Source organism: Nonomuraea sp. C10 (genome assembly GCF_008017515.1).
GTDB classification, from domain to species: domain Bacteria; phylum Actinomycetota; class Actinomycetes; order Streptosporangiales; family Streptosporangiaceae; genus Nonomuraea; species Nonomuraea ferruginea.
In genome coordinates this window covers 5820504-5844309 of sequence record NZ_VPFF01000001.1, presented here as the reverse complement: position 1 = coordinate 5844309, position 23806 = coordinate 5820504, and the positions used below count along the sequence as shown (strand labels likewise).

Here is a 23806-nt window from a genome sequence, read left to right as displayed (position 1 = left end):
ACTTCGGTGCGCACTCAGCCTGGCCAGACAGACCCCGCGTTGATCCGCAACTTCTGCATCATCGCGCATATCGACCATGGCAAGTCCACGCTTGCCGACCGGATGCTGCAGATCACGGGGGTGGTCGACGACCGCTCCATGCGCGCTCAATACCTCGACAGGATGGACATCGAGCGAGAGCGCGGCATCACGATCAAGTCCCAGGCCGTCCGGCTGCCGTATGACGGCCACGTCCTCAACATGATCGACACACCGGGTCACGTCGACTTCACCTACGAGGTGTCCCGGTCGCTGCAGGCGTGCGAGGGCGCGATCCTGCTGGTCGACGCCGCCCAGGGCATCGAGGCGCAGACCCTGGCCAACCTCTACCTGGCCATGAACGCCGACCTGCACATCATCCCGGTGCTCAACAAGATCGACCTGCCAGCGGCGCAGCCGGAGAAGTTCGCCGAGGAGCTGGCGGGCCTGATCGGCTGCGACCCGTCCGACGTGCTGCGCGTGTCGGGCAAGACCGGCGAGGGCGTGCGCGAGCTGCTCGACCACGTGGTGCGGGAGGTGCCGGCCCCGGTCGGCCGGGCCGACGCGGCCGCCCGGGCGCTCATCTTCGACTCGGTCTACGACACCTACCGCGGCGTCGTCACGTACGTGCGGGTGGTCGACGGCCACCTGGGCAAGCGCGAGCGCATCCTCATGATGTCGACCGCCGCCACCCACGAGACGCTGGAGATCGGCGTCATCTCGCCCGAGCCGCGCCCGGCCGAGCTGGGGCTGGGCGTCGGCGAGGTGGGCTACCTGATCACCGGGGTCAAGGACGTGCGGCAGTCGCGCGTCGGCGACACCGTCACCTCCGCGGTCAAGTCCGCCGGAGAGATGCTCGCCGGTTACGAGCACCCCAAGCCCATGGTGTTCTCCGGCCTCTACCCGATCGACGGCGACGAGTACCCAGAGCTGCGCGAGGCGCTCGACAAGCTGCAGCTCAACGACGCGGCGCTGGTCTACGAGCCGGAGACGTCGGCGGCGCTCGGGTTCGGCTTCCGCGTCGGGTTCCTCGGGCTGCTCCACATGGAGATCGTGCGCGAGCGGCTGGAGCGCGAGTTCGGGCTGTCGCTGATCTCGACCGCGCCCAACGTCATCTACCGCGTGATCATGGAAGACGGCAGCGAGCTGACCGTCACCAACCCGTCGGAGTTCCCCACCGGCGGCAAGATCGCGCAGGTCTTCGAGCCGGTGACCAAGTCGACGATCCTGGCCCCGTCCGAGTTCATCGGCGCGATCATGGAGATCTGCCAGGGGCGGCGCGGCAACCTCCTCGGCATGGACTACCTCTCGGAAGACCGCGTCGAGATCCGCTACACGCTGCCGCTCGGCGAGATCATCTTCGACTTCTTCGACCAGCTCAAGTCGCGCACCCGCGGCTACGCCTCGCTCGACTACGAGCCGGCCGGGGAGCAGGAGGCCGACCTGGTCAAGGTCGACATCCTGCTGCAGGGCGAGCCGGTCGACGCCTTCAGCGCCATCGTGCACCGCGAGAAGGCCTACGCGTACGGCACCGAGATGGCCAAGAAGCTGCGCGAGCTGATCCCCAGGCAGCAGTTCGAGGTGCCGATCCAGGCCGCGATCGGGGCCCGGGTCATCGCTCGCGAGAACATCCGCGCCATCCGCAAGGACGTCCTGGCCAAGTGCTACGGCGGCGACATTTCCCGTAAGCGCAAGCTGCTGGAGAAGCAGAAGGAAGGCAAGAAGCGGATGAAGATGGTCGGCCGGGTCGAGGTGCCGCAGGAGGCGTTCGTGGCCGCGCTGTCGACCGACTCCGGCTCCGAAAAGCCCAAGAAGTAAGGGCTCTTCCGCTTCTGCCGGTACGCGTACGCGCGGCCGACAGCGGGTCGGCGCTTATCGAGCCTTCTGCCGGTACGCGTACGCGCGGCCGACAGCGGGTCGGCGCTTATCGAGCTTTCTGCCGGTACGCGTACGCGGCGAGCGCGCCCAGGCCGGTGACGGCCTGGGCGGCCAGGTGGCCTGACGGGTCCGCGGGCTGCGCGACCAGTGCAGCGAGCGTCGGGAGGCAGCCCAGCAGGGCCAGGTCCGGGCCGGTGGCCGCCCAGAACACCGGGCCCGTCGGGATGGCGCCCGCCGGGGTGTCGATCAGCGGCAGCGAGTGGTCCACGGGCGGCCTGCGGGCCATCCGGAGCGCGCCCGCCGCCAGGGCGGGCGCGGCCAGCGGTCCGAACGCCCACCACGGGCCCGCGACGGCCCCGGCCGCCGCCAGCCAGCCGAGCGCGGCGGCCATCCAGGCGGCGGCGAGCAGCGCCGGCAGCAGCGCGCGGGCCAGCAGGGCCGCGCGCGTGCCGACGGCGGCCAGCCGGGCGAGCGCCGGATTGTCGGCGTCCCGCCGCGCCCCGGCCACCGCGCTCGCCGCCACGGCCAGCGCCCCGCCGATGAGCAACGCGGCCGGCGCCAGCCCACCCACCAGCGCACCGACCCCCTCCATCGGCCCCCCACCACCGGCGGTTGGCCCGCCTGCGATGCCCGTGAGGTTCTCTGCGGTTGGCCCGCCTCCGATCCCCGTGAGGATCTCCGCAGCTGCCCCGCCTGCGATCCCCGCGAGGTTTTCTGCGCTCTGCCCGCCTCCGGCGCTTGCGAGACTTCCTGCGTCCGGCATCCCCGTGAGGCTTTCTGTGGCTGATCCGCGGCCAAGGTTGGTGGGGGCGGCGCCGGTGGCTTGGGTGAGGAGGGCTGGGAGGGTAGTGGTGGCCGCCATCAGGGCCAGGCGGCCGGGGCGGCGCGCCACCCGGCGCCAGTCCTGCCAGGCCAGCGCGAGCGGGGCCGGCAGCGACGGCCAGCGCCGGGAACGCAGCCGCCTGCCCCGCCAGTGATCGTCCTCGGCCGCCCAGGTGAGCGCGCCGGGATCCAGCTGCGTCGCCGCCGTGGTCAGGTGGCGTGCCCTCGTCGCCGCGCCCATCAACGTGCCCGCCGGTATCCGGTCGAGCGCCGTCCACGCATGACGTACCAGAAGGGCGGCCGCCGCCAGCGCGCCCGCCGCGGCGGCTCCGAGGGCCTGCGCCGGCGCGGCGGCGACGGCGGCGAGCGGTTCGCGCGCCGGTCCGATGGCCGCGGCCACCGCCACCGCCAGCACCGCCACCAGCGCGACCGTCGACCACGTCTGCCACGCCTGCGATCCCTGGCCGAGCACGGCCAGGGCCATCCCGCCGGCGCTCGCCGACATCCCCAGCACCACCGCCGCGAGCAGCCGCCAGACGAGCTGGTCGGGAGCCCCCAGCGCGGTGAGCAACGCCAGCCCGAGCAGCGCCCCGGCCGCGAGCGTGATCACCGCGAGGATCCGGACGGGCCGCCCGAGCAGCCCTCGGCGGCCGACGCCCGACAGCAGCAGCCACGAGGCGTCGGCGGCCGGCAGCACCACCGGGCCCGCCGCCCGTCCCAGGGCCAGGAATCCGGCCAGCGCAAGCATCACCAGCGCCACCCCCGGCCCCATCCGGGCCGCGTCCACCTGCCCGGCGAGCCCCGTCACGGCCGTGGTCACCGGGTTGCCGAAGACGGCCACGGCGATGGCCAGCATGAAGACGGAGACGTACCGGTCGAGCAGGCTGACCGGCCGGCGCTGCCGTGACCGGACGAACGCGCGTGCGAGGCGGGCGTCGGTGGCGTCGTTCATGGTTCCTTCTCGATGATCGGACGGCGGTCAGGACGTGAGCTGGTTGCCCGGGAAGACCTGGCGGGCGCCGGTGGCGAGGGCGGCGTCGTGGGTGGCCGCCACGACGGTGCCGCCGGCGGCGGCGTAGCCGGCGAGAAGGGCGCCGAGCCGCTCACGGAAGGCGGCGTCGAGGCCGCGCTCGGGCTCGTCGAGCAGGAGGAGCTCGCTGGGTCTGATCAGGGCGGCGGCCAGGGCGAGGCGCTGGCGCTGGCCGGTGGACAGGTTGAGCGGAGGCGCGTCGGCCCGCGCGGACAGCCCGAACAGCTCCAGCGTCTCCTCGACCTCCAGCCGGGGTTCGCCGTGGACGGCCCGCATCAGCTCCAGGTGCTCGCGCGTGGTCAACCCCGGGTACCACGCCGGTTCGTCGGCCGCCCACGCCACCCGGCGCCAGAAGACGGGCCCGTCGACTGGAGGCGCGCCGAACACCTCGACCGATCCGGCGGACACCGGCACCAGCCCGGCCAGGCAGCGCAGCAGGGTCGACTTCCCCGACCCGTTGGGGCCGACGACGGCCACCACCTCGCCGCGCGCGACCGCCAGGCTCAGGTCTCGCAGCACGGGAACGCCTTCGAGCTCGACCGTGACGCCGCGAACCTTGATGATCTTGTCGTCCACATCCCGAGCCTAGCCATCGTCGCGCGGATCCGGGGCCTCCGGTCAGAGACCCAGCAGCTCGGGTGAGGCCGCCGGCGGGCCTTCGGATCGTCGACCAGCCGTCGCGCGCGCAGGTCGAGCAGCCGCCGGGCGCGCAGGTCGAGCAGCCGCCGCGCGCGCAGGTCGAGCAGCCCGCCGACGCCCGTCAGCTCGGCGGCCAGCTCTCCGGCGGGGCGCGGGAACTCCTGCCGCACCCGGAAGGTCCTGCCCTCACTCCACTCGAACGCGCACGTCACGTCCACTTCGTCGCCCGCGCGGAGGTAGCGGATGGTGTTCTCCAGCGTGACGGGGCCGACGCCGCCCCTGCGCAGGTCGTCCGCCCCGATCCCGGCCGCGCGCAGCAGCTCCCAGCGGGCGTGGTCGCCGTACTGCGTTGTCGAGGTGGCCCTGCGCGTCGATCTCGTAGCCACGTACGGAGAAGCTCGTCGCCGTTTCAGCCAGCGGTGCGACTTGCCGGTGAGGTAGCGCAGGCCGTCGTCGCCGATCTCGACCCAGTCGCCGCGTGTCCAGCCCTCGGTGATCTGGAAGGCGAACCCGTGGCGCTGGAAAAGCTCTGAGGCCTCCTGGGTGAGCCCGCGGCAACCCCCACTCCTGGATCACCCGGGCCGTCCACTCGTCCCCGCTCGCCGGTTCGTGCTCGCCGAGCGCCGCCGCGACCTCTTCCTGGCCGCGTGCGACCAGGCGCAGCCCAGCCTGCAGCCGCTGTGTGTCCATGCTCTCCATCGATTGCTAGCGATTGCCTGGCGAATCGGGCGACGCTTTCGAAGTCGACGGGTTCTCTCACTCGTGGGGGAACAGGTAGCGCCACGACAGCGCGAGATGCCCGCCGGTCGGCAGGCGGTAGACGTGCCATGATCCGTCGCCCGGTATCAGCCGGGTGATGGCAGTCGCCTTGTGGCCCTTGTAGTCCTTCCGGGCCGAGGTCGTATCGGGTGGCAGGGGTACGCCCTCCGGCAGGGGTTCCGCGGTCGTCCCGGGGGAGGCGAGCCGCTCGGCGGACAGACGTACGCGATCGGTGGAGTAGGCCCGGCCCCGCGCGGTGACGCGGCCCGCGAGATGGGAGAGACAGTCGCGGGCGGTGACGAGCGCGGCGTCGTAGCGGGTCGCGGCGTGCTCCAGGTACGGCACGTGCACCTCCCGCATCCCGTCGCCGCCGTCCACGCCGAGGATCGTCGTGGGCGCGTCATGGAACGTCGGCGAGCCGGGCCGGGGCGAGGCGGTGGCGGGTTGCCCGGCCAGCTCCTGATCCAGGGCCTTGACCAGGGCTTCCACCTCGGCGGGCGGCAGGTGGAGCTCGTGGGCCGCGCCGGCGATGGCCCGGCCGTCGGCGTAGACCACCAGCGTCGGAGGGCGGACGGCGCCGAGGCCAGGTGCGGCCAGCCCGCCCACCCGCAGCCACTGCGCGACAGGACGGCCGGGAGCGGCCGGTTCAGCGGCGGGTCGGTCGGCCGTGGCCGTGGCAGTGGTGGCCTGGCTGCTCACAGTGGCCAGGCTCGTCGTGGTGGTCGTTGTGGCTGGGCTGGTTGCGGTGGCCGCGCTGGTCGCGCTGGTCGCGGTGGTCGGTGTGGCGGGGCTGGTCACAGTGGCCAGGCTGGTCGCGGTGGTCGGCGTGGCCGATGTGGCCCCTGGAGGCGGGGTCGTCGGCGTGGTCCTGCCCGCTTGGTGAACCCCCGTGCCGCCGCACGCGGCGAGCACCAGTGCCGAGGCCGCGGCCCAGCTTCTTCTCATGCCCCTGAGACGATCACCTTCGGCGCGCGGTTCAGAAGTGACCCGCTTCTCGGGCATCCGCTGGGAGGCCGTGGTTTTGTCGGTGGGCCCCGTTAGCTTGGGCATCCGAACACCTGTGCGACTGGAGGGTGAGATGATGGCTGCTGAGCGCATGGAGCGTGCCGCTGTGCTGGGGGTCGCCGTGGCGGAGGAGGCGCGGCGGTTGCTGCGGGCCCACATGAGGCCGGCGGTGCTGGGCGATGACGGCAAGGTCGTGGTCGACGTGCCCTATCCCGACGCCGCCGTGGTGACGGCGCTGCTCGACGTGGCGGCCGAGTGCTTCGGGGAGCGGGGCGCGTCCGTGGAGGAGGCGCGCCAGGCCGCTCTGGAGACCTTGTTAGACCTCGCCGACGACCGGGCCTGACGTGGCGGAGATGGTCACCTGTCTGGCCTGGTACTTCATCGCTCAAGGCAAGGAGGCTCCGATACCGTCCCCCGTATGCGTGTTATATCGGTAAATATCGGGCAAGCTGTCGACGCTGACTGGGCCGGAAAGCTGAAGCGCACGGCCATCGACAAGCGGCCGGTGACCCACCGCGTGGCGGTCCTGGCCAACGGCCTGGCCGGTGACGAGCGCGCCGACAAACCCAGCCACGGATCCCCCGGCCAGGCCGTCTACGCCTACGCCAGGGAAGACTACGACTGGTGGGAGCGGGAGCTGGGCCGCGAGCTGCGTGACGGCAGGTTCGGCGAGAACCTCACGACCTCGGGGCTGGACGTCAACGGCGCGCTGATCGGGGAGCGCTGGCGGATCGGCAGCACGCTCCTGGAGGTGGCGGCCCCGCGGGTTCCGTGCGTGGTCTTCCGCAACTGGCTGGACGAGCCCCGCTGGGTCAAGCGCTTCACCGAGGCCGCCCGGCCCGGCGCGTACCTCAGGGTGCTGGAGCTGGGCGAGCTGGGCGTGGGCGACGAGGTGGAGGTGGTCCACCGGCCGGCGGCGAGCGTGACCGTGGCCGAGTCCTTCCTGGCCTACCACGGCGACGAGAAGCTCCTGCGCCGCATCCTGGAGGTCCCCGGATATGACGAGCGATGGGACCGGGTGGCCGAGCGCGTCCTGGGCGTGCCCTCGTAGCTTCGGGGGACCTCCCGCGTGGGCGCGAGCGCGCCCACGCGGGGGATCAACGCGGGGAGGTCACCTCAGGACCTTGTGCAGCGCCGTGGTGAGCGAGGCGCGGGAGTCGTCCTGGTCGATGGACCACAGCATGGCGCCGCCCAGCCCCTTGAGCCGGATGTACGCGGCCTTCTGCAGCATCACCGCCGGGTCGTCGTACGACCAGAACTCGTTGCCGTCGTACATCCAGAGCGTGCCCGTGAGCAGGTCGCGGTGGCGCTTGCCCGGCTTGGTGACGAGGTCCTTGTAGTCCTCGACGCCGGCGGCCCACTTGCCGGGGGCGGGGCCGGTGGCCGCCTTGTAGAGGCCCTTACCGCCGCCGGTGACGCCGGTCCAGCCCTGCCCGTACGCGGGGACGCCGATCACGAGCTTGCGGGCGGGGGCGCCGCGCCGCAGGTAGTCGCGGACGGTCTGGTCGACGCTGTAGCGGACCTCGTTCGGGTCGCGCCCGTCGGTGAACAGGTTGCCCTGGTGGCCCGTCCGGAGCTCCCAGTTGCCGCGCAGGTCGTAGCCCTGGACGGTGGCGAAGTCGAGCAGGTCGAACACCCGCCGCACCTCGAAGCCGGCGTCGATCTTCGCGGCGGCGGCGGGGAGGAAGGCGCTCAGCTCGGCGTCCCGGGAGTACGCGTCGAGCTGGGCGCGCAGTTCCTCCAGGAACAGGGTGAAGTTCCGCCTGTCCTCCGGCCTGATGACGTTGCCCTCGGCGCCGGACGAGCCCGGCCACTCCCAGTCGAGGTCGATGCCGTCGAACACGCCCGCGCCCGCGCCGGGCTCCAGGCCGGGCAGGTTGCCGCGCAGCCACAGGTCGATGCAGGAGGCGGCCAGCCTGGCGCGCGACTCGGGAGTGAGTACGGCGTCGGAGAAGTGCTTCGAGCCGGTCCAGCCGCCCAGCGAGATGAGCGCCTTCAGCCGGGGGTGCTTGGCCTTGAGCTTGCGGAGCTGGTTGAGGTTGCCGTTCAGGGCCTGGCCGGGCGCGTCGGCGACGCCGTCCACGCTCTGCTCGGCCGGCACCGGCCGCTGCCAGTCGGCCCACGGGTCGGGGGAGTAGCAGTCGCCCGCGGCGTCGACGAAGCCGAAGGCGTAGTTGACGTGGGTGAGCTTGGCTGCGGCGCCGCTGGTGTCGACGTCCTTGACGTGGTAGTCGCGCCCGTAGACGCCCCACTGGACGAAGTACGCGACCCGCTTGAAACGGTCGCCCCCGGCCTCGGCGGGCAGCGCGGTCACGGTCAGGGACAGTAAGACGGAGAGGGCGATGAGGATGCTCTTCTTCACGGGGTGCGCCTCCTGACTTATAGGAAACTTTCCTATAAGTTGCCCCGGATCGTAGATCTCCTGGATCGGGCAGTCAATGGGACCGGGCAGACTGGAGACGTGCCTTCCACGCTGCCTGACGGAGATCCCGCCCCCGCCTCCGGCGAGCTGCCCGAGAGCGCGCTGCGCGGCCTCGGCGAGCGGCCGTTCGGCTTCTACGTGCACGTCCCGTTCTGCGTGACGCGCTGCGGCTACTGCGACTTCAACACCTACACCGCCGCCGAGCTCGGCCCCGGCGCCTCACACGGCGACTACGCCGACACCGCGATAGCGGAGGTACGGCTCGCGCGGCGGGTGCTCGGCGAGGCCCGGCTGCCGGTCGAGACGGTGTTCTTCGGCGGCGGCACCCCGACCCTGCTTCCCGCCCGCGACCTGGGCAGGATCCTCGCGGCCATCGACGCCGAGTTCGGCCTCGCGCCAGGCGCCGAGGTGACGACCGAGGCCAACCCCGAGTCCGTCGACCCGCGCTACCTCGAAGAGCTGCGCGAGCGCGGCTTCACCCGGGTCAGCTTCGGCATGCAGAGCGCCCGCGAGCACGTCCTGCGGGTGCTCGACCGGCAACACACCCCGGGCAGGGCCGGCCAGGCCGTGCTGGAGGCCAGGAAGGCCGGGTTCGAGCACGTCAACCTCGACCTGATCTACAGCACTCCCGGCGAGACCGACGACGACTGGCGCGCCTCCCTGGCCGCCGCCGTCGAGGCCGGGCCCGACCACGTCTCGGCCTACTCCCTCATCGTCGAGGACGGCACCCGTCTCGCCGCCCGGATCCGGCGCGGCGAGCTGCCGATGCCCGACGACGACGTGGCCGCCGACCGCTACCTCATCGCCGACCAGATGCTCGGCGAGGCCGGGCTCCGCTGGTACGAGGTGTCCAACTGGGCCACCGGCGACGCCGCCCGCTGCCGCCACAACCTGCTCTACTGGACCGGCGGCGACTGGTGGGCCGTCGGTCCCGGCGCCCACAGCCACGTCGGCGGCACCCGGTGGTGGAACGTCAAGCATCCGGCCCCGTACGCCCAGCGCCTGGCCGCCGGCCACTCGCCCGCGCACGCGCGCGAGGAGCTCACCGCCGAGGACCGCGAGACCGAGCGGCTCATGCTGGAGCTGCGGCTCGACTCCGGCTACCCGCTGGCCGACGTGGCGCCCGGCGCGCGCCCCAAGGTCGCCGCGGCGCTGGCCGGCGGGCTGCTGGAGCCGGAGGCGTTCAAGGCCGGGCGCATGGTGCTCACCCTGCGCGGCCGGCTGCTGGCGGACGCGCTGGTCCGCGACCTGCTCACGTGATGAGGCGGATGTTGATCGGGTAGCGGTAGTTCTGGCCCCGCTGCGCCGCGATGGCGGCCTGGATCTGGAAGATCAGCGCGATGATCCAGACGATCGGCAGCAGCAGGAGGCCGATCAGGATGATCGAGAAGAGGGCGGCGACGATGAAGCCGATGAACATGGTGATCTGGAAGTTCAGCGCCTCCGCCGACTGGTCCCTGACGTACGGGGACTCGTCCTTCTTCATCAGGTAGACGATCAGCGGGCCGACCCAGGAGACCAGCAGGCCCAGCAGGTGGGAGACCATGGCCATGGTGGTGTCGTCGGTGCCCGGGCGCGGGCCGTACCTGCCGGGGACGTGCGGGGGCTGCCGGTGGGGGGCGGCGTAACCGTACGGAGGCTGCTGGTGACCGTACGGCGGCTGTGGCTGCTGCCCGTAGCCGTAACCAGGTTGCTGTCCGTACCCGGGCTGCTGTCCGTACCCGTACCCGTACCCGTACCCGTACCCGTAGCCGGGCTCGGAGCCGGGCTGCTGGCCGTAGCTGTACCCGGGCTCGGAACCGGGTTGCGGGCCGTAGCCCTGCGGAGGGCTGTCGGTGGGGATGCGGCGGGTCGCGTCCTCGTCGGACGGCGGTGGGTGCGGATCCTGGCTCACGATGCCTCCGTAACGAAGTCGATCAGTTCCTCGACCCGGCCGAGCAGTTCCGGCTCCAGGTCGGCGTAGGTCGAGACGGCGCCCAGAATGCGCCGCCACGCGTCGGCCGGCTCCATCCGCCAGCCCAGGGCGGCGATCACGCCCTCCTTCCACGGAACCCCGCGCGGCACCTCGGGCCAGGCCCGGATGCCCAGCGCGGACGGCTTGACCGCCTGCCAGATGTCGACGTACGGGTGGCCCACCACGAGGACGTGAGGCGAGGTCACCTGGGCCGCGATGCGGCTCTCCTTGGAGCCCGGCACCAGGTGGTCGACCAGCACTCCCAGCCGGCGCCCCGGCTCGGGGCCGAACTCGCCGACGATCGCGGGCAGGTCGTCGACGCCTTCCAGGTACTCCACGACCACGCCCTCGACCCGCAGGTCGTGACCCCAGATCTTCTCCACCAGCGCCGCGTCGTGCACGCCTTCGACGTAGATGCGGCTCTCCCTCGCGACCCTGGCCCGCAGCCCCTCGACCGCGATCGAGCCTGAGGCGCTGCGCCTGTGACCCCGCGGGGCGGCGGCGGCCTGCGGCCGCACCAGCGTCACGACCCGCCCTTCCAGCAGGAAAGCGGCGGGCGCCAGCGGGAACAGCCGCCGCTTGCCGAAGCGGTCCTCCAGCGTCACCGCCTCCTTGTCGCAGGCCACCACCGCGCCGCAGAAGCCGCTGTCGGCGTCCTCCACGACCAGGTCCGGTTCGGCGGCCACTTGGGGGATCTTCCCTTTGCCGGGACGCCGCCAGTTTCCCGCTAGAACATCGCCGTCGTACACACGGGGACCGTAGCAAATCACCCGGCCGTCGCGAGGCGCTTGCGATGGCCGCTCCGCCGCATCAGGACGACCACCGTCACGATGATCGCGCCGAGCACGCCCACGCCGGGGATGAGCAGCAGCGCCGCCAGTCCTCCCACGATGCCGCCGGCCGCCGAGAGCGCGTCCCTGCCCACGCCGAACAGCACGTCACCCTGTTCCTGGATGACGCAGGTGAGCTGGTACTCGCCCGCGGCGGGCGCGTTGACCAGCAGGATCTGCTCCCACGTCCGGCTGCCGGCCGTGACCGTCTGCGAGCCCGGCGCGTTGACGAGCCGCGCCTGGCCGGGCCCGCCGGAGATCTCGCAGCGGTAGTTCACCCGGGCGTCGGTGGAGACGTAGACGGACGGTCGGTCGTCGGGGTCGAGCGAGACCGTGACCGTCTCGCCGGCGGCGAACGTCGTGGACGGGGCGATGTCCTCGACGGTGTTCACGATGCCGGTGACGAACAGGACCACGCCCGCCACGACGCACGCGACGGCCACGCCCCACGCGACCGCGATCCACCGCAGCCGCGGGCGGAGCTCCTTCGGGTCCACCTGGCGTCCGTAGGGTGCTCCCGGCGGCCCGTACTGCGGCCCGCCGAACTGCGGCTGCTGCCCGTACCCGTAGCCGGGCTGCTGCTGACCGTACGGACTCCCGCCGTACGGCCCGGGACCCGCTTGGGGCGGGGGCCCGTAGGGGCCGGGGGGTTGAGATCCGTACGGGTTCGGGCCGGAATGTGGGGGTGGCGGCGCGTACGGGGAAGGTTCACCCTGGGGATAAGGCTGACCAAAAGGAGGATCCTGCCCTGAAGGCGGATCAACAGGCCGCTGGGGTGGATTGTCGTTCATGTCGGCAATTGTGATGCTTGTCGTTCACGCGTGCCAGCAGCGGGGACAACGGTGTTATCGCACCCTGTGAGCGAGACCCGTACACTTGGCACTCGGGAACACAGAGTGCTAGGTCTGGCGTTTCCCTGAAAGCGGCGGTAGGAGGTGCGCACGTGCTCGACGATCGGAAGCTCGCGGTGCTACGCGCCATTGTCGAAGACTACGTTTCGACCAACGAACCGGTGGGCTCCAAGGCGCTCGCCGAGCGTCACAATCTGAAGGTGTCGCCGGCGACCGTGAGAAACGACATGGCGGCGCTGGAGGAGCAGGGTTACATCGCCCAGCCCCACACCAGCGCCGGGCGCGTGCCGACGGACAAGGGCTATCGCCTGTTCGTCGACAGGCTCTCCCAGGTCAAGCCCCTGTCGGGGGCCGAGCGCCGGGCCATCGAGACGTTCCTGGCGGGAGCGGTCGACCTCGACGACGTGGTGATGCGCACGGTGCGGCTGCTCGCGCAGCTCACCCGTCAGGTCGCCGTCGTGCAGTACCCGACGCTCAACCGCTCGACCGTGCGCCACGTCGAGCTGGTGCCGCTCCACGACCGCCGCGTCATGCTGGTGCTGATCACCAACATGGGCCGCGTCGAGCAGCGCATGGTCGAGCTGCCCGAGGTGGTGGAGGAGCACCGCATCGCCCACATGCGCGGGGTGCTCAACGACTGCCTCGACGGCTGCGGCCTGAGCAGCGTGCCCGAGCTGGTCTCGGACCTGCCCGAGCGGCTGCCGGTCGACGAGCGGCCGGCGATGGCCACGATCCTGTCCGTCCTGCTGGAGACGCTCGTCGAACGGCACGACGAGAAGATCGTGTTCGCCGGGGCGGCCAACCTCGCCGGCGCCGACCTCAGCGTCGGCCTGCGCGAGGTGCTCGAAGCGCTGGAAGAGCAGGTGGTGCTCATGCGCCTGCTCGGCGAGACTTCCTCAGACACACCTTCCGCCCTCACCGTGCGCATCGGATCGGAGAACGCCTACACCGGACTGCGGGGCACGTCCATCGTCGCGACGGGATACGGTCAAGGCGACAACCAACTGGCCCGGCTCGGCGTTCTGGGCCCCACCAGGATGGACTACCCCGTGACGATGGGCGCCGTGCGCGCGGTGGCACGCTACGTCAGCCAGATTCTGGCTGCATCTTAAGAGGTCGATAAGTGGCAAACAGCGACTATTACGCCGCCCTCGGGGTGCGCCGTGACGCCAGTCAGGACGAGATCAAGAAGGCCTACCGCCGGCTGGCCCGCGAGCTGCACCCCGACGTGAACCCTGACCCCGCCACGCAGGAGCGGTTCAAGGAGATCACGCAGGCCTACGAGGTGCTCTCCGATCCGAACAAGCGCCAGATGTACGACCTGGGCGGCGACCCGTTCGGCGGCGCCGGGGCGGGTGCGCCGGGCGGCGGCTTCGGCGCCGGCTTCCCGTTCAGCGACATCATGGACGCGTTCTTCGGCACCGCCACGGGCGGCGCCCGCGGCCCGCGCTCGCGCGCCCGCCGCGGCCGCAACGCGACGATCCGGGTCGAGCTCGACCTGCGCGAGACCGCGTTCGGCACCACCCGGGAGCTCCAGGTCGACACGGCCGTGCTGTGCGAGGTGTGCCAGGGCGTCGGCGCGGCGCCCGGCACCCACCCCGACACCTGCGACATGTGCAACGGCCGCGGCGAGATCTCCCAGGTCACCCGGTCCTTCCTCGGGCAGGTCATGACCACGCGGCCGTGCCCGCAGTGCGGCGGCTTCGGCAGCATCATCCGCCACCCGTGCCAGGAGTGCTCGGGCGACGGCCGGGTCCGCACCCGCCGCACGATCAAGGTCCGCATCCCCGCGGGCGTCGAGGACGGCACCCACATCCAGCTCGCCGGCGAGGGCGAGATCGGCCCCGGCGGCGGCCCGCCCGGCGACCTCTTCCTGGAGATCGTCGAGCGCTCCCACGAGATCTTCGAGCGGCGCGGCGACGACCTCCACTGCACCGTCCAGATCCCGATGACGGCCGCCGCGCTCGGCACCGTGCTCACCGTCGAGACCCTCGACGGCGCCGAGGAGATCGACGTCCGCCCCGGCACGCAGTCGGGTCAGGTCATCACCATGTATGGTCGCGGCGTGCAGCGCCTCAACGAGACCGGCCGCGGCGACCTGCTCATCCACGTGAACGTGGAGACCCCGTCCCGCCTCGACCCCCCGCAGGAGGAGCTGCTGCGCGAGCTGGCCAAGCTGCGCGGCGAGGAGCGGCCGCCGGGCAAGTTCGCGCCCGGCCAGCAGGGTTTCTTCTCCCGCCTCCGCGACGCCTTCAACGGCCGCTGACGACGGGCGCGGCGGCCGGTCAGCGGACCCCGTTGACCGCCTCCGCGGGCTGCGCCGCCAGGAGTTCCTCCGGGAGGGTCACCTGTGCCGTGACGCCGCGGCCGGGCGACGGATGCAGCGACACCCGCACGCCCAGCCGCTCGGCCAGCCTGCCCACCACGTGGTGGCCCAGGCAGCGGGTCGGCGCCACCAGGAAGCTCTGCTCGCCCCGCAGCCGGGCGTTGGCCGCGGCCAGTTCCCCGGCCGTCATGCCCATGCCGTAGTCGGAGATCGTGACGCGGCACTCACCCTCGGCGGCGCGTGACACCACGTCCACCTCCGACTCGGGCGGCGAGTAGCCCAGCGCGTTCTCCATCAGCTCGGCCAGCATGTGCGCCACCTCCGCCACCACCGGACCCCGCACGTGCGCCCGGCCCACCACCCGCAGCGCCACCCGGTGGTGCTCCTCGACCTCGGCCAGCACCGACCGGAGCACCTCGTCCACCGGCACCGGTTCCGACGAGCGCCGCTGCCCCCGCGTGCCGGTCAGGACCAGCAGGCTCTCGGCGTTCCTGCGCAGACGGCTGGTCACGCGGTCCAGCTCGCACAGCCTGGCCAGCACGGCGGGATCCGACTCGTCGCGCTGCAGCACGCTGATGAACGTCAGCTGCCGGTGCACCAGATCCCGGTGCCGCGTCCCCAGCTCGCCCAGCGACGCGGCCGCGTCCCGCCGGATCGCCGCCCGCCCGGCCGCGATCCGCACCGCCGCCTCATGTATGTCACCCAGCGCCCCTGCCAGCCGCGCGAACTCCCCAGCGGTTCCCCCGTTCCGGATCGCCCCGCCGACCTTGTCCGAGCCCTCCCCACCGGAGGAGGCGCCCCCGAAGCCCGAAACGGTCCCCTGCGCGGGCTCCTCACCGAGGCGGAACGTGCTCTCGTACGGAGGCTCGCCTCCCTGGAGGTGCTTGTCGCGGGATGTGCTTTCGTACGGTGGCGCGACCTCCAGAGGGTGCTTGTCCCGGGTTGTGTTCTCGTGCGTGGGCTCGACCCTGAGGGGGTGCTTGCTGGGAAGTGAGTGGGCTCTGTCGCTGAGTGGGTGTTTGACGCGGAATGGGAGGCCTGGGACTTCGCGTGAGTGGTCCGGGTGCGCGTCCGAGGTCGGGCGGCTCGCCGGCTGGCCTGGAGTCCCGGCTCTGCGGGTTTCTCTCCCGTACGAGGCATTTCCGAGGCTTGGAAGGCGTGCCGACGGCAGAGGGAAAGAGGCGTCGTAGGCGCGCCACAGGTGGGCGGGGCGAGTCCCTGGGGCGTGGAGGCCGGACGGGGGCGGGCCGGGGACGGCGAGGCGGGGCGTCTCCGCTGCCTCCAGGGTGGCGATGTGGCGTGCCAGGGCGGTGGCCTCGCCGGTGAGCCTGCGGAGGGGGCGCGTGATCGAACGTGCCATGAGCGCCCCCAGCGCCCCCATGACCAGCAGGAACGCGGCACCCAGACCGGCCAGCCAGGTCAGGTGCCGGGTGTGGCGTTCGCGGGCCGCCGTCGCCAGGACATGTGCTTCGCGTCCGGCCGCGTGCTGCACGGCGCGCAGGGCGTCGGCGTAGGCGCCGCTGGCCGAGAGCCAGGTACGCGTGCGGACCGTCAGAGGCGTGCCGGGGGAGGCGGCGAGGGCCCGGCGTTCCAGCCGTGCCGTCCTGGCCGCCGGAGCGCCCCGCTGTGTCCGCTCCAGCGCGGCCACGCCTTGAGGACCGGCGGTTCGGCGGTACCGGTCCAGGGCGTCCGTCATGGAGGCGCGGGCCTCCAGGAAGGTGATGTACTCGACCTGGGTGAACGCGCCCGTCGCGAAGGCCGCCGTGACCACCGCCCGCTGCCGTGCGGCCGCCTCCTTGGCCCGGCTGATGGCCTCCAGCGCCTGCAACCGTCTCAGCAGCGACGGGTCTGTCCGGCCTGACTCCGCGCCGAACGACCCGTCGGCCAACTCCGTGATCACATCGGTGAACGCCTCGAAGACGTCCTGCCGCACCTTCGGTCCCCTGTCCACCGGCGCCCTCCGACCAACGGACGCACCGATCTCGGCACCGACGCCTTCGGTCTCGCCGGTCAAACCCTGGGTGGAAGTCACGTCGGCGACCCCCGCCCCTTCGGTACCGGCCACGGCGTCCTGAGTAGGGGTCACGGCGGGGTCTGAGGCACCTTCGGCGGTCCTGTCGAGGGTGGGGTTCGCGGCGCCATCAGCGGTCATGTCCCACGTGGGCGGCGCGACGCCATCGGTGGTTGTGGTCAGGGTGGCGGCTCCTGGGCTCACGAGCGCGCCATACGGGCCCACCAGCGGTCCGGTCGGTGTGGGAGTCGCCTGCCGGGTGCGGGAAAGGGGGCCGCCGGGAGTGGCGGGGGCGTCGGGGGACAGGGCGAGGGCAGGGGTGCCGGTGCGGGGGCGGTCGAGGGTGGGGAGGCGGGCGAGCGCGTCGCGTACTGATCCGTACGCGGTGGGAGGGGCGGTGGCGAGCAGGCGGGGGAGGGCCGAACGGGCGTGGTCGGTGGCGTGGCGGGCGGGGGCGAGTTCGGGCCTGACGCGCGGCTCGCCGGCGAGCAGCGCCGTGAGGAGGGCACGTTCGCGCTGGAGCGCGTGGACGAGATCCTGGACGGCGAGTACCAGTGTCGCGTGCCGGGCCGTGGCGTCGGCGTCGGCGCGGGCGTGCAGGCGGGCCGCCGACTCCGCGGCCATCCCGGTGATCAGCAGGAGTGTGGGCACGGCCAGCACGAGCACGAGACGCGTCCTGACGCGCAACGGCCGCGACACGTGGTCTCGGACACCGCCCGGTTCTGGCGCGCGTCGGCGAGCGGGAGAGACGGCCATCGACCCCCTCGTAGAGTGATCTCAGGAAGGCTGCACGGGACACGATATTGCGCAGGGTGTTCGTGTGGCTGCGTAACGTGGAGAATCCGAGGTGGCTGGTGACGGTTCCGGTGTTCCTGACGGGCGAGCTCGACGGCCCCGAGCTGGTGCTCGGCGGCCCCGAAGGGCGTCACGCGGCCACCGTCAGGCGGTTGCGCCCCGGGGAGCGGGTGGATCTCACCGACGGGGCGGGGTCGGTGGCCGAGTGCGTGGTGCTGGAGGTGCTCAAGGACTCGCTGCGGGTGGAGGTCCGGGGCAGGTACGAGGTCGCGCCGCCCAGGCCGAGACTGGTCGTCGTGCAGGGGCTGCCGAAGGGTGACAGGGGCGAGCTGGCGGTCGAGATGATGACCGAGGCCGGTGTTGACGTGATCGTTCCCTGGCAGGCGTCGCGGAGCATCACCCAGTGGAAGGGCGACAAGGTGGCCAAGGCGCTGCAGCGCTGGCGGTCGACGGCCCGTGAGGCGGGCAAGCAGGCCCGGCGCTTCCATCTGCCCGAGGTGACCGAGCCGGTCTCGACGGCCGGGGCGGTGAAGCTGCTGGCCGGGGCGGCGCTGGGGCTGGTGCTGCACGAGGAGGCCGCGGCGCCGCTGTCGCGGGTGGCGCTCCCGGACGACGGTGACATCGTCGTCGTGGTCGGGCCCGAGGGCGGGGTGTCGGAGCCTGAACTGGCGGAGTTCCTGGCGGCGGGGGCCACGCCGGTGCTGCTGGGGCCGACGGTGCTGCGCACCTCGACCGCGGGGGTGGCCGCCGCGGCGGTCCTGCTCACCCGTACGGGACGCTGGTGACACCCGGGAGGGCCGGTGACGCGGGTGGGTGGGGGAGTGCGCGGCGGTCAGGGAAGGGAGTCACGACGTGTTCGCGCTGATCAGAGGGCTGGGCATGTCCGAGATGGTCGGCACCGGGTCCAGCGTCGAGCACTCCTCGTCCGGGCACGGCGTCGGCGTGGGCGACGCTTCCGGCTCGGACGGCGAAGGCGTCGGCGGATCGTCGGCCTCAGGGCAGTCGGCCGGCTGCTCCGCCTGGTCGGCCGTCGACGGGCAGGGGGTCGGCGTGGGGGTGGGCGTCGGCTTGGCGGTCGAGCGGGCCGTCTCCGACGGGCGGGGCTCCTGCTTCTGCGACGGCTCGGACGACGTCGGCGGCGGCACGACCAGAGGCTCGCTCTCCCGTACGGTCGACTTGGGCGAGGCGGGCCGGCTGGTCGAGGACTTCGCCGGCGGGGTGGCGCTGGAAGTGGTGCGCACCTCGAGATAGGGCGCCTCGACGACGCGCTGGCGCAGGTCGGGCACCACCATCACGATCGTGCCCGCCACCAGCACCGCGCTCGCTGCCGCCGCCCCGGCCCGCCACCAGAAGAGGTTGCGCGCGCCGCGCCGCTCGATCTTCGTACGGATGACGTCGAGCCCGTCCGGCGAGGGCACGACCGCGTCCGCCTCCGCACGGAGGGCACGGCGCAGGACCTCGCCGTACTCGTCGGGGGGCTGGGTCATGACATCTTCTCCAGGACGGAACGCAGGGCGGCCATGCCACGTGCCGTGTGGCTCTTCACCGCCCCCTTGCTGATGCCCATGGCGTGGGCGATCTCGGCTTCGGACAGATCACCGTAGTAACGAAGGACCAGTGCCTCCCTCTGGCGAGACGGTAGCGCCCGCAACGCCTCGATGACCGCGGACCGTTCGAACTCGCCGATGGCGCCGTGCTCCGCGCTCGGCGCGTCGGGCAGGCCCTTGGGGGCGTACTTCTCCACGACCGCCCGATGGCGCAGCACGGACCGGGACCGGTTGACGACGGACTGCCGTAGGTAGGCGAGCGCCTTGTCGGGGTCACGCAACCTGCGCCAGGCGCCGTGGATGGCGACGAACGCATCCTGCACGACTTCCTCCGCGGTTGCCATGTCGCGCACCAGCAACACGGCGAGACGAACTAATGACCGAAAATGCGCACTGTAAAGCGCGGTCACGGCCATGTCGGCGTCCCACCCGACCGGCACCGCCCCCATGGATCTGTCGACCAGGAGGGTTTCGGTGGTCACATCAGTGGGACGCGCGGCCTTCCCTGACGGTTTACGTTCTTCCGGTTCCTTTGGGGGCATGACCCAGTTGTGTCCTCGCCAGGTGGTCTCGCCCGAGGCTGAATCGTTCGCTGCGATGGTGCACTGACACCCTAACCGCGGGGATCTTCGGGTGCCACGACGGATCCGGTCACCGATTCGCAACGCTGATCAGCGTACATGCCGAGCAGCAGGTCAGGGTCGTCGAGGCTTACGGACAGGAGAGCCACCCCTATCGGTAAGGTGATCGGATGACAGACTGCCTGTTCTGCAAGATCGTGGCCAAGGAGATCCCGGCCGAGATCGTCTACGAGAACGACGGGGCGCTCGCGTTCCGCGACATCAACCCGCAGGCCCCCACCCACGTCCTCGTCATCCCCAAGGAGCACCACGCCGACGCCGCCGCGCTGGCCCGCGCCGACCAGGGGCTGGCCGACGAGGTGCTCAAGGCCGCGCACGCGGTCGCCGTCCAGGAAGGCGTGGCCGACGAGGGCTACCGGGTCGTGTTCAACACCGGACCCGGCGCCGGGCAGACCGTCTTCCACGTGCACGCGCACGTTCTGGGCGGCCGCAACCTGACATGGCCGCCCGGCTGATATTGCCGCGAGGAAACGTTCCGCCCCCGGATACGATGGGTGAAGAAGATAAGCCCTCGAGACCGGGAGGCATCAGGCCACGCTGGCCTGCCCATGTCCGAACTACACGAATCCCGACGCACGGCACCTCCAACGCGCACACAAGCCAAGGTGCTGATTCCGGACGAGTACCCCATGGTCAGCCTCCTGGGCTCCCGCGACGAGCTGCTACGCGTCATCGAGGGCGCCTTCAAGGCCGACATCCACGTCCGCGGCAATGAGATCACCGTCACCGGCAGCCCCGACGAGAGCGGCACTGTCGTCCGGCTCTTCGAGGAGCTGGTCGAAGTGCTGCGCAGCGGCGGCGACCTCACACCCGACGCCGTCGAGCGGAGCATCGCCATGCTCCGGATGACCTCCGAGCGCCCGGCCGAAGTGCTGTCGCTCGACATCCTGTCCTCGCGCGGGCGCACCATCCGCCCCAAGACGGCCAACCAGAAGCGCTACGTCGATGCCATCGACAAGCACACGGTCGTGTTCGGCATCGGCCCCGCCGGCACCGGCAAGACCTACCTGGCGATGGCCAAGGCGGTCCGGGCGCTCCAGGAGAAGCGGGTCAACCGCATCATCCTCACCCGCCCGGCGGTCGAGGCCGGCGAACGGCTCGGCTTCCTGCCCGGCACGCTGTACGAGAAGATCGACCCCTACCTCCGGCCGCTGTACGACGCACTGCACGACATGGTCGACCCCGACTCGATCCCCAAGCTGATGGCGGCGGGCACGATCGAGGTGGCGCCCCTCGCATATATGCGCGGTAGGACCCTTAACGACGCATTTATCATCCTTGATGAAGCGCAGAACTCGTCGGCCGAGCAGATGAAGATGTTCCTGACGAGGCTCGGGTTCAACAGCAAGATCGTGGTGACCGGTGACGTGACGCAGGTCGACCTGCCGGCGGGCACGGTGAGCGGTCTGCGGGTGGTGCAGGAGATCCTCGACGGCATCGACGACATCCACTTCTCGCAGCTGACGAGCGCCGACGTGGTGCGTCACAAGCTGGTGAGCGAGATCGTCGACGCCTACGGCCGCTATGACGCCCTGCGCACTCCCGAACCGATTCAGCAGCGGGGTAAGCGACGATGAGCATCGAGATCAACAACGAGTCCGGGGTGGGCGTCGACGAGGAGTCGCTCGTCGCGCTGTCCACCCACGTGCTGTCCGAGATGGGCATCAACCCGCTGGCCGAGCTGTCGCTCGTGGTCGTCGACGAGAACGTGATGGCCGAGCTGCACGAGAAGTGGATGGGCGAGCCCGGCCCGACGGACGTGCTCGCCTTCCCGATGGACGAGCTGCGGCCCGGCGGCGGCGCCAGGGGCGAGTCCGAGGGGCCGGCCGATCCGGCGCTGCTGGGTGACGTGGTGCTGTGCCCCCAGGTGGCGGCGCGGCAGGCGGAGGAGGCCGGGCACAGCGCTCAGGACGAGATCGAGTTGCTCTGCACCCATGGCATCCTGCATCTGCTCGGTTACGATCATGCGGAGCCTGAGGAGCACAAGGAGATGTTCGGTCTTCAGGCGCGGTTGCTCGAAGGGTGGCGGGAGGTGCGCAGCTCGCGGTGAACGCCTGGTTGCCGTTGGCCATCGTCCTCGTTGTGGTCGGTGGCCTGATCGCCAGCACGGAGACGGCGCTGACGCGGATCTCGCGGGTCCGCGCCGAGGAGGCCGTGCGCGACGGCAGGCGTGGCGCCCAGCGGCTGCACGCCATCGTCACGGACGCGCCGCGCTATCTGAACCTGCTGCTCCTGCTACGGCTGAGCTGTGAGCTGGTCGCGACGGTGATCGCGACGTTGCTGTTCATCGATCTGTTGGACGATCAGGGCTGGGCCTACTTCTCCGCGGCCGCGGTGATGATCCTGGTGAGTTACGTGATCGTGGGCGTGATGCCGCGCACGCTGGGCCGTCAGCACGCCGAGCCCATCGCGCTCGCGGGGGCGCCGATCGTGTACGGGCTGACGAAGATCTTCGGCCCGCTGCCGAAGCTGCTCATCCTGCTGGGCAACGCGCTGACCCCGGGCAAGGGGTTCCGCGACGGTCCGTTCACCTCGGAGGCCGAGCTGCGTGACCTGGTCGACCTGGCCGAGGAGCGCCGGGTGATCGAGCCCGACGAGCGGGAGATGATCCATTCGGTCTTCGAGCTGGGCGACACGCTGGTGCGCGAGGTGATGGTGCCGCGCACCGACATGGTCTACATCGAGCGGGGCAAGACGCTCAGGCAGGCGCTGTCGCTGGCGTTGCGGAGCGGTTTCTCGCGGGTCCCGGTGGTGGGCGAGAACGAGGACGACGTGATCGGCATCGCCTATCTCAAGGACATCACCCGCCGGGTGCACGAGTCGGGCGGTGACGGCGAGAAGGAGACGGTCGAGTCGATCATGCGGCCGGCGACGTACGTGCCGGAGAGCAAGCCGATCGACCAGTTGCTGCGTGAGATGCAGGCGAGGCAGACGCATCTGGCCATCGTGATCGACGAGTACGGCGGCACCGCGGGTCTGGTCACGATCGAGGACGTGCTGGAGGAGATCGTCGGGGAGATCACCGACGAGTACGACCAGGAGGCGCCGCGGGTGGAGCCGATGCCCGACGGCGGGGTGCGGGTGACGGCGCGGATGCCGGTCGACGAGCTGGGTGAGCTGTTCGACGCCGAGATCGAGGTCGACGACGTGGAGACGGTCGGTGGCCTGCTCGCGCACGCGCTGGGGCGGGTGCCGATCGCGGGGTCGAGGGCTGAGGTGGCGGGGCTTGAGCTGACCGCGGAGAGCCTGGCCGGCCGGCGCAACCGGATCAGCACGGTGGTGGTGCGGCGGGTCCGGGCCGATCAGGACGACGCGGTGCCGGCCGCGGCCGAGCAGGAGTGACCTCTGCCCGGTTCGCGGCAAGCGGTCGTCAAGCGAGTTGCAAGCGGGGTCCGCGAGTCTGTTTCCCGGCACCCTGTGCGGTGGGTGCCGGAGGGGGAAGCGCCCCGCCGCAGGGGGGTTCATGCGGCAGGGCGCTCCTGGGGGGACGACAACGTTCTGGCCAGCTAGCCGGTCGGACGTTGTTCGGCGTAAAGGGTGCTCTCGTCCGGATAACCGGGCGAGGGCACCCTTTTAGCGTTTGATCGTTTATTGGTAACTCCGGTGGATTGCCGTTTTCGCTGCTCGGGGAGGCTGGGCACCGGGGGGAATCATGAAACGCGGAACCCGGATCATCGTCTGTGGGCTCCTGGCCGGCGCTCTTGCGGCCTGCGGAGGCACAGAGGGGCTCGACGTGCGCGCGCTTGCCCACATGAAGGAGATCCTCAGCAAGGAGCCACGGCTGCCCGACGGTTTCTCACCGCGCTCGGAGCAGGCGTGGCGGGCGCCGTTCACGCCGGCCGACCGCAACTGCCGGGCCGTGCTCGACGCGGCCGGTGGCCGGGCGCCGGAGCGGGGGCTGACCGCGCAGGCCGCGGCCAGCTACCAGGGCGACGAGCTGGGCGAGCAGGTCGGGGTGGGGCTGGCCAGGTACGCCGGTGCGGCCGACGAGCACATGGCCGCGCTGGCGGGGTCGCTGAGGGCGTGCCGGGAGGTACGTGCCAAAGGCGGCACCCACCTGACTGCCACGCTGGTGCCGGTGGCGGACGTGGGGGACGAGGCGGTGTCGGGCGAGCTGCGCGGCCGGCTGAACGGCTACCCGTACGCGCTGGACGTGGTGCTGGCCCGTTCGGGCGACATGCTGGTCTCGCTGGTGCACACGAGCATGGCCGAGGTGGAGCCGCAGCGCACCCGCCAGCTCCTCGACGCCGTGATGCGGATGGCCAGCCCCTAACCTTG

General features: G+C 71.6%; 24 protein-coding genes. 13 read left to right on the top strand and 11 right to left on the bottom strand.

Going from position 1 to position 23806, the window contains the following annotated elements; genetic code table 11:
* Nucleotides 1–6 precede the first annotated feature (6 nt).
* Nucleotides 7–1836: a translation elongation factor 4 gene (gene lepA, locus FR742_RS26790; RefSeq protein ID WP_148033501.1), complete on the top strand. Its 1830-nt coding sequence runs from the start codon at nt 7–9 to the stop codon at nt 1834–1836.
* Between the two features lie 106 nt (nt 1837–1942).
* Here lepA and FR742_RS26785 read toward each other — a convergent pair whose 3' ends face one another.
* The 4 genes from FR742_RS26785 to FR742_RS26770 all read right to left on the bottom strand — a co-directional run bounded on the left by FR742_RS26785 (nt 1943) and on the right by FR742_RS26770 (nt 5845).
* A complete protein-coding gene (locus tag FR742_RS26785) occupies nt 1943–3670 on the bottom strand; it encodes a DUF6297 family protein (RefSeq protein ID WP_148033500.1) in 1728 nt (575 codons plus the stop codon).
* 27 nt (nt 3671–3697) lie between these two features.
* A complete protein-coding gene (gene ccmA, locus FR742_RS26780; protein ID WP_148033499.1) occupies nt 3698–4324 on the bottom strand; it encodes a heme ABC exporter ATP-binding protein CcmA in 627 nt (208 codons plus the stop codon).
* Nucleotides 4252–4773, bottom strand: a complete 522-nt coding sequence (locus tag FR742_RS46005; RefSeq protein WP_261808757.1) for an acyl-CoA thioesterase — start codon at nt 4771–4773, stop codon at nt 4252–4254. Before FR742_RS46005 ends, ccmA begins: the two co-directional genes overlap by 73 nt.
* A 370-nt stretch (nt 4774–5143) precedes the next feature.
* On the bottom strand, nt 5144–5845 hold the full coding sequence (locus FR742_RS26770) for a hypothetical protein (protein ID WP_148033498.1): 702 nt from the start codon (nt 5843–5845) through the stop codon (nt 5144–5146).
* Nucleotides 5846–5873: 28 nt separating this feature from the next.
* Here FR742_RS26770 and FR742_RS44745 point away from each other — a divergent pair, with 28 nt between their 5' ends.
* The 3 genes from FR742_RS44745 to FR742_RS26760 all read left to right on the top strand — a co-directional run bounded on the left by FR742_RS44745 (nt 5874) and on the right by FR742_RS26760 (nt 7202).
* The gene (locus FR742_RS44745; protein ID WP_187281319.1) at nt 5874–6029 is read left to right on the top strand and encodes a hypothetical protein; all 156 of its coding nucleotides are present in this window, start codon (nt 5874–5876) and stop codon (nt 6027–6029) included.
* Between the two features lie 195 nt (nt 6030–6224).
* Entirely contained in the window at nt 6225–6494 is a 270-nt protein-coding gene (locus tag FR742_RS26765; protein WP_148033497.1) for a hypothetical protein, read from the top strand.
* A gap of 75 nt (nt 6495–6569) precedes the next feature.
* Nucleotides 6570–7202, top strand: coding sequence for an MOSC domain-containing protein (locus tag FR742_RS26760; protein WP_148033496.1), 633 nt, complete (start codon nt 6570–6572; stop codon nt 7200–7202).
* 60 nt (nt 7203–7262) lie between these two features.
* Here FR742_RS26760 and FR742_RS26755 read toward each other — a convergent pair whose 3' ends face one another.
* The gene (locus tag FR742_RS26755) at nt 7263–8513 is read right to left on the bottom strand and encodes a glycoside hydrolase family 18 protein (protein WP_148033495.1); all 1251 of its coding nucleotides are present in this window, start codon (nt 8511–8513) and stop codon (nt 7263–7265) included.
* Between the two features lie 99 nt (nt 8514–8612).
* Here FR742_RS26755 and hemW point away from each other — a divergent pair, with 99 nt between their 5' ends.
* Complete coding sequence (gene hemW / locus FR742_RS26750; RefSeq protein WP_148033494.1) at nt 8613–9833, top strand: radical SAM family heme chaperone HemW; 1221 nt, start codon at nt 8613–8615, stop codon at nt 9831–9833.
* Here the strand turns inward: hemW and FR742_RS26745 are convergent.
* From FR742_RS26745 to FR742_RS26735, 3 genes are read right to left on the bottom strand one after another with little or no spacing between them, the layout of a single operon-like run.
* Nucleotides 9826–10467 (bottom strand): DUF4870 domain-containing protein, encoded by a 642-nt coding sequence (locus FR742_RS26745; RefSeq protein WP_148033493.1) that lies wholly within the window; start codon nt 10465–10467, stop codon nt 9826–9828. The genes hemW and FR742_RS26745 overlap by 8 nt on opposite strands.
* Nucleotides 10464–11276 (bottom strand): DUF3097 domain-containing protein, encoded by an 813-nt coding sequence (locus FR742_RS26740; protein WP_148033492.1) that lies wholly within the window; start codon nt 11274–11276, stop codon nt 10464–10466. The genes FR742_RS26745 and FR742_RS26740 overlap by 4 nt, the downstream gene beginning before the upstream one ends.
* 17 nt (nt 11277–11293) lie before the next feature.
* Nucleotides 11294–11854 carry a hypothetical protein gene (locus tag FR742_RS26735; RefSeq protein WP_261808756.1) on the bottom strand — a complete coding sequence of 187 codons (561 nt, stop codon included), beginning with the start codon at nt 11852–11854 and terminating at the stop codon, nt 11294–11296.
* Between the two features lie 446 nt (nt 11855–12300).
* On the opposite strand from FR742_RS26735, the gene hrcA reads away from it, so the two are divergent.
* Both hrcA and dnaJ read left to right on the top strand, forming a co-directional pair.
* Nucleotides 12301–13320, top strand: a complete 1020-nt coding sequence (gene hrcA, locus FR742_RS26730) for a heat-inducible transcriptional repressor HrcA (RefSeq protein WP_148033491.1) — start codon at nt 12301–12303, stop codon at nt 13318–13320.
* Nucleotides 13321–13331: 11 nt separating this feature from the next.
* Nucleotides 13332–14474 (top strand): molecular chaperone DnaJ, encoded by a 1143-nt coding sequence (gene dnaJ, locus FR742_RS26725; protein WP_148033490.1) that lies wholly within the window; start codon nt 13332–13334, stop codon nt 14472–14474.
* A 19-nt stretch (nt 14475–14493) separates the two neighbouring features.
* Here the strand turns inward: dnaJ and FR742_RS26720 are convergent, their stop codons facing one another.
* Nucleotides 14494–17211: a nitrate- and nitrite sensing domain-containing protein gene (locus FR742_RS26720; protein WP_187281318.1), complete on the bottom strand. Its 2718-nt coding sequence runs from the start codon at nt 17209–17211 to the stop codon at nt 14494–14496.
* Between the two features lie 188 nt (nt 17212–17399).
* Between FR742_RS26720 and FR742_RS26715 the strand changes: the two genes are divergently transcribed.
* The gene (locus FR742_RS26715) at nt 17400–18125 is read left to right on the top strand and encodes a 16S rRNA (uracil(1498)-N(3))-methyltransferase (protein WP_148033488.1); all 726 of its coding nucleotides are present in this window, start codon (nt 17400–17402) and stop codon (nt 18123–18125) included.
* A gap of 60 nt (nt 18126–18185) precedes the next feature.
* Here the strand turns inward: FR742_RS26715 and FR742_RS26710 are convergent, their stop codons facing one another.
* Both FR742_RS26710 and FR742_RS26705 read right to left on the bottom strand, forming a co-directional pair.
* Nucleotides 18186–18827: a hypothetical protein gene (locus FR742_RS26710; protein WP_148033487.1), complete on the bottom strand. Its 642-nt coding sequence runs from the start codon at nt 18825–18827 to the stop codon at nt 18186–18188.
* Nucleotides 18824–19336: a SigE family RNA polymerase sigma factor gene (locus tag FR742_RS26705; protein WP_148034834.1), complete on the bottom strand. Its 513-nt coding sequence runs from the start codon at nt 19334–19336 to the stop codon at nt 18824–18826. Before FR742_RS26705 ends, FR742_RS26710 begins: the two co-directional genes overlap by 4 nt.
* A 302-nt stretch (nt 19337–19638) precedes the next feature.
* Here FR742_RS26705 and FR742_RS26700 point away from each other — a divergent pair, with 302 nt between their 5' ends.
* The 5 genes from FR742_RS26700 (at nt 19639) to FR742_RS26680 (ending at nt 23801) form a co-directional block, all read left to right on the top strand.
* Nucleotides 19639–19983 carry a histidine triad nucleotide-binding protein gene (locus FR742_RS26700; protein WP_148033486.1) on the top strand — a complete coding sequence of 115 codons (345 nt, stop codon included), beginning with the start codon at nt 19639–19641 and terminating at the stop codon, nt 19981–19983.
* Between the two features lie 93 nt (nt 19984–20076).
* Nucleotides 20077–21105 carry a PhoH family protein gene (locus tag FR742_RS26695; RefSeq protein ID WP_148034833.1) on the top strand — a complete coding sequence of 343 codons (1029 nt, stop codon included), beginning with the start codon at nt 20077–20079 and terminating at the stop codon, nt 21103–21105.
* The gene (gene ybeY, locus FR742_RS26690; protein ID WP_148033485.1) at nt 21102–21578 is read left to right on the top strand and encodes an rRNA maturation RNase YbeY; all 477 of its coding nucleotides are present in this window, start codon (nt 21102–21104) and stop codon (nt 21576–21578) included. Before FR742_RS26695 ends, ybeY begins: the two co-directional genes overlap by 4 nt.
* Entirely contained in the window at nt 21551–22870 is a 1320-nt protein-coding gene (locus FR742_RS26685; protein WP_187281317.1) for a hemolysin family protein, read from the top strand. The genes ybeY and FR742_RS26685 overlap by 28 nt, the downstream gene beginning before the upstream one ends.
* Nucleotides 22871–23261: 391 nt before the next feature.
* Nucleotides 23262–23801, top strand: coding sequence for a hypothetical protein (locus FR742_RS26680; RefSeq protein WP_148033483.1), 540 nt, complete (start codon nt 23262–23264; stop codon nt 23799–23801).
* Nucleotides 23802–23806: the final 5 nt, after the last annotated feature.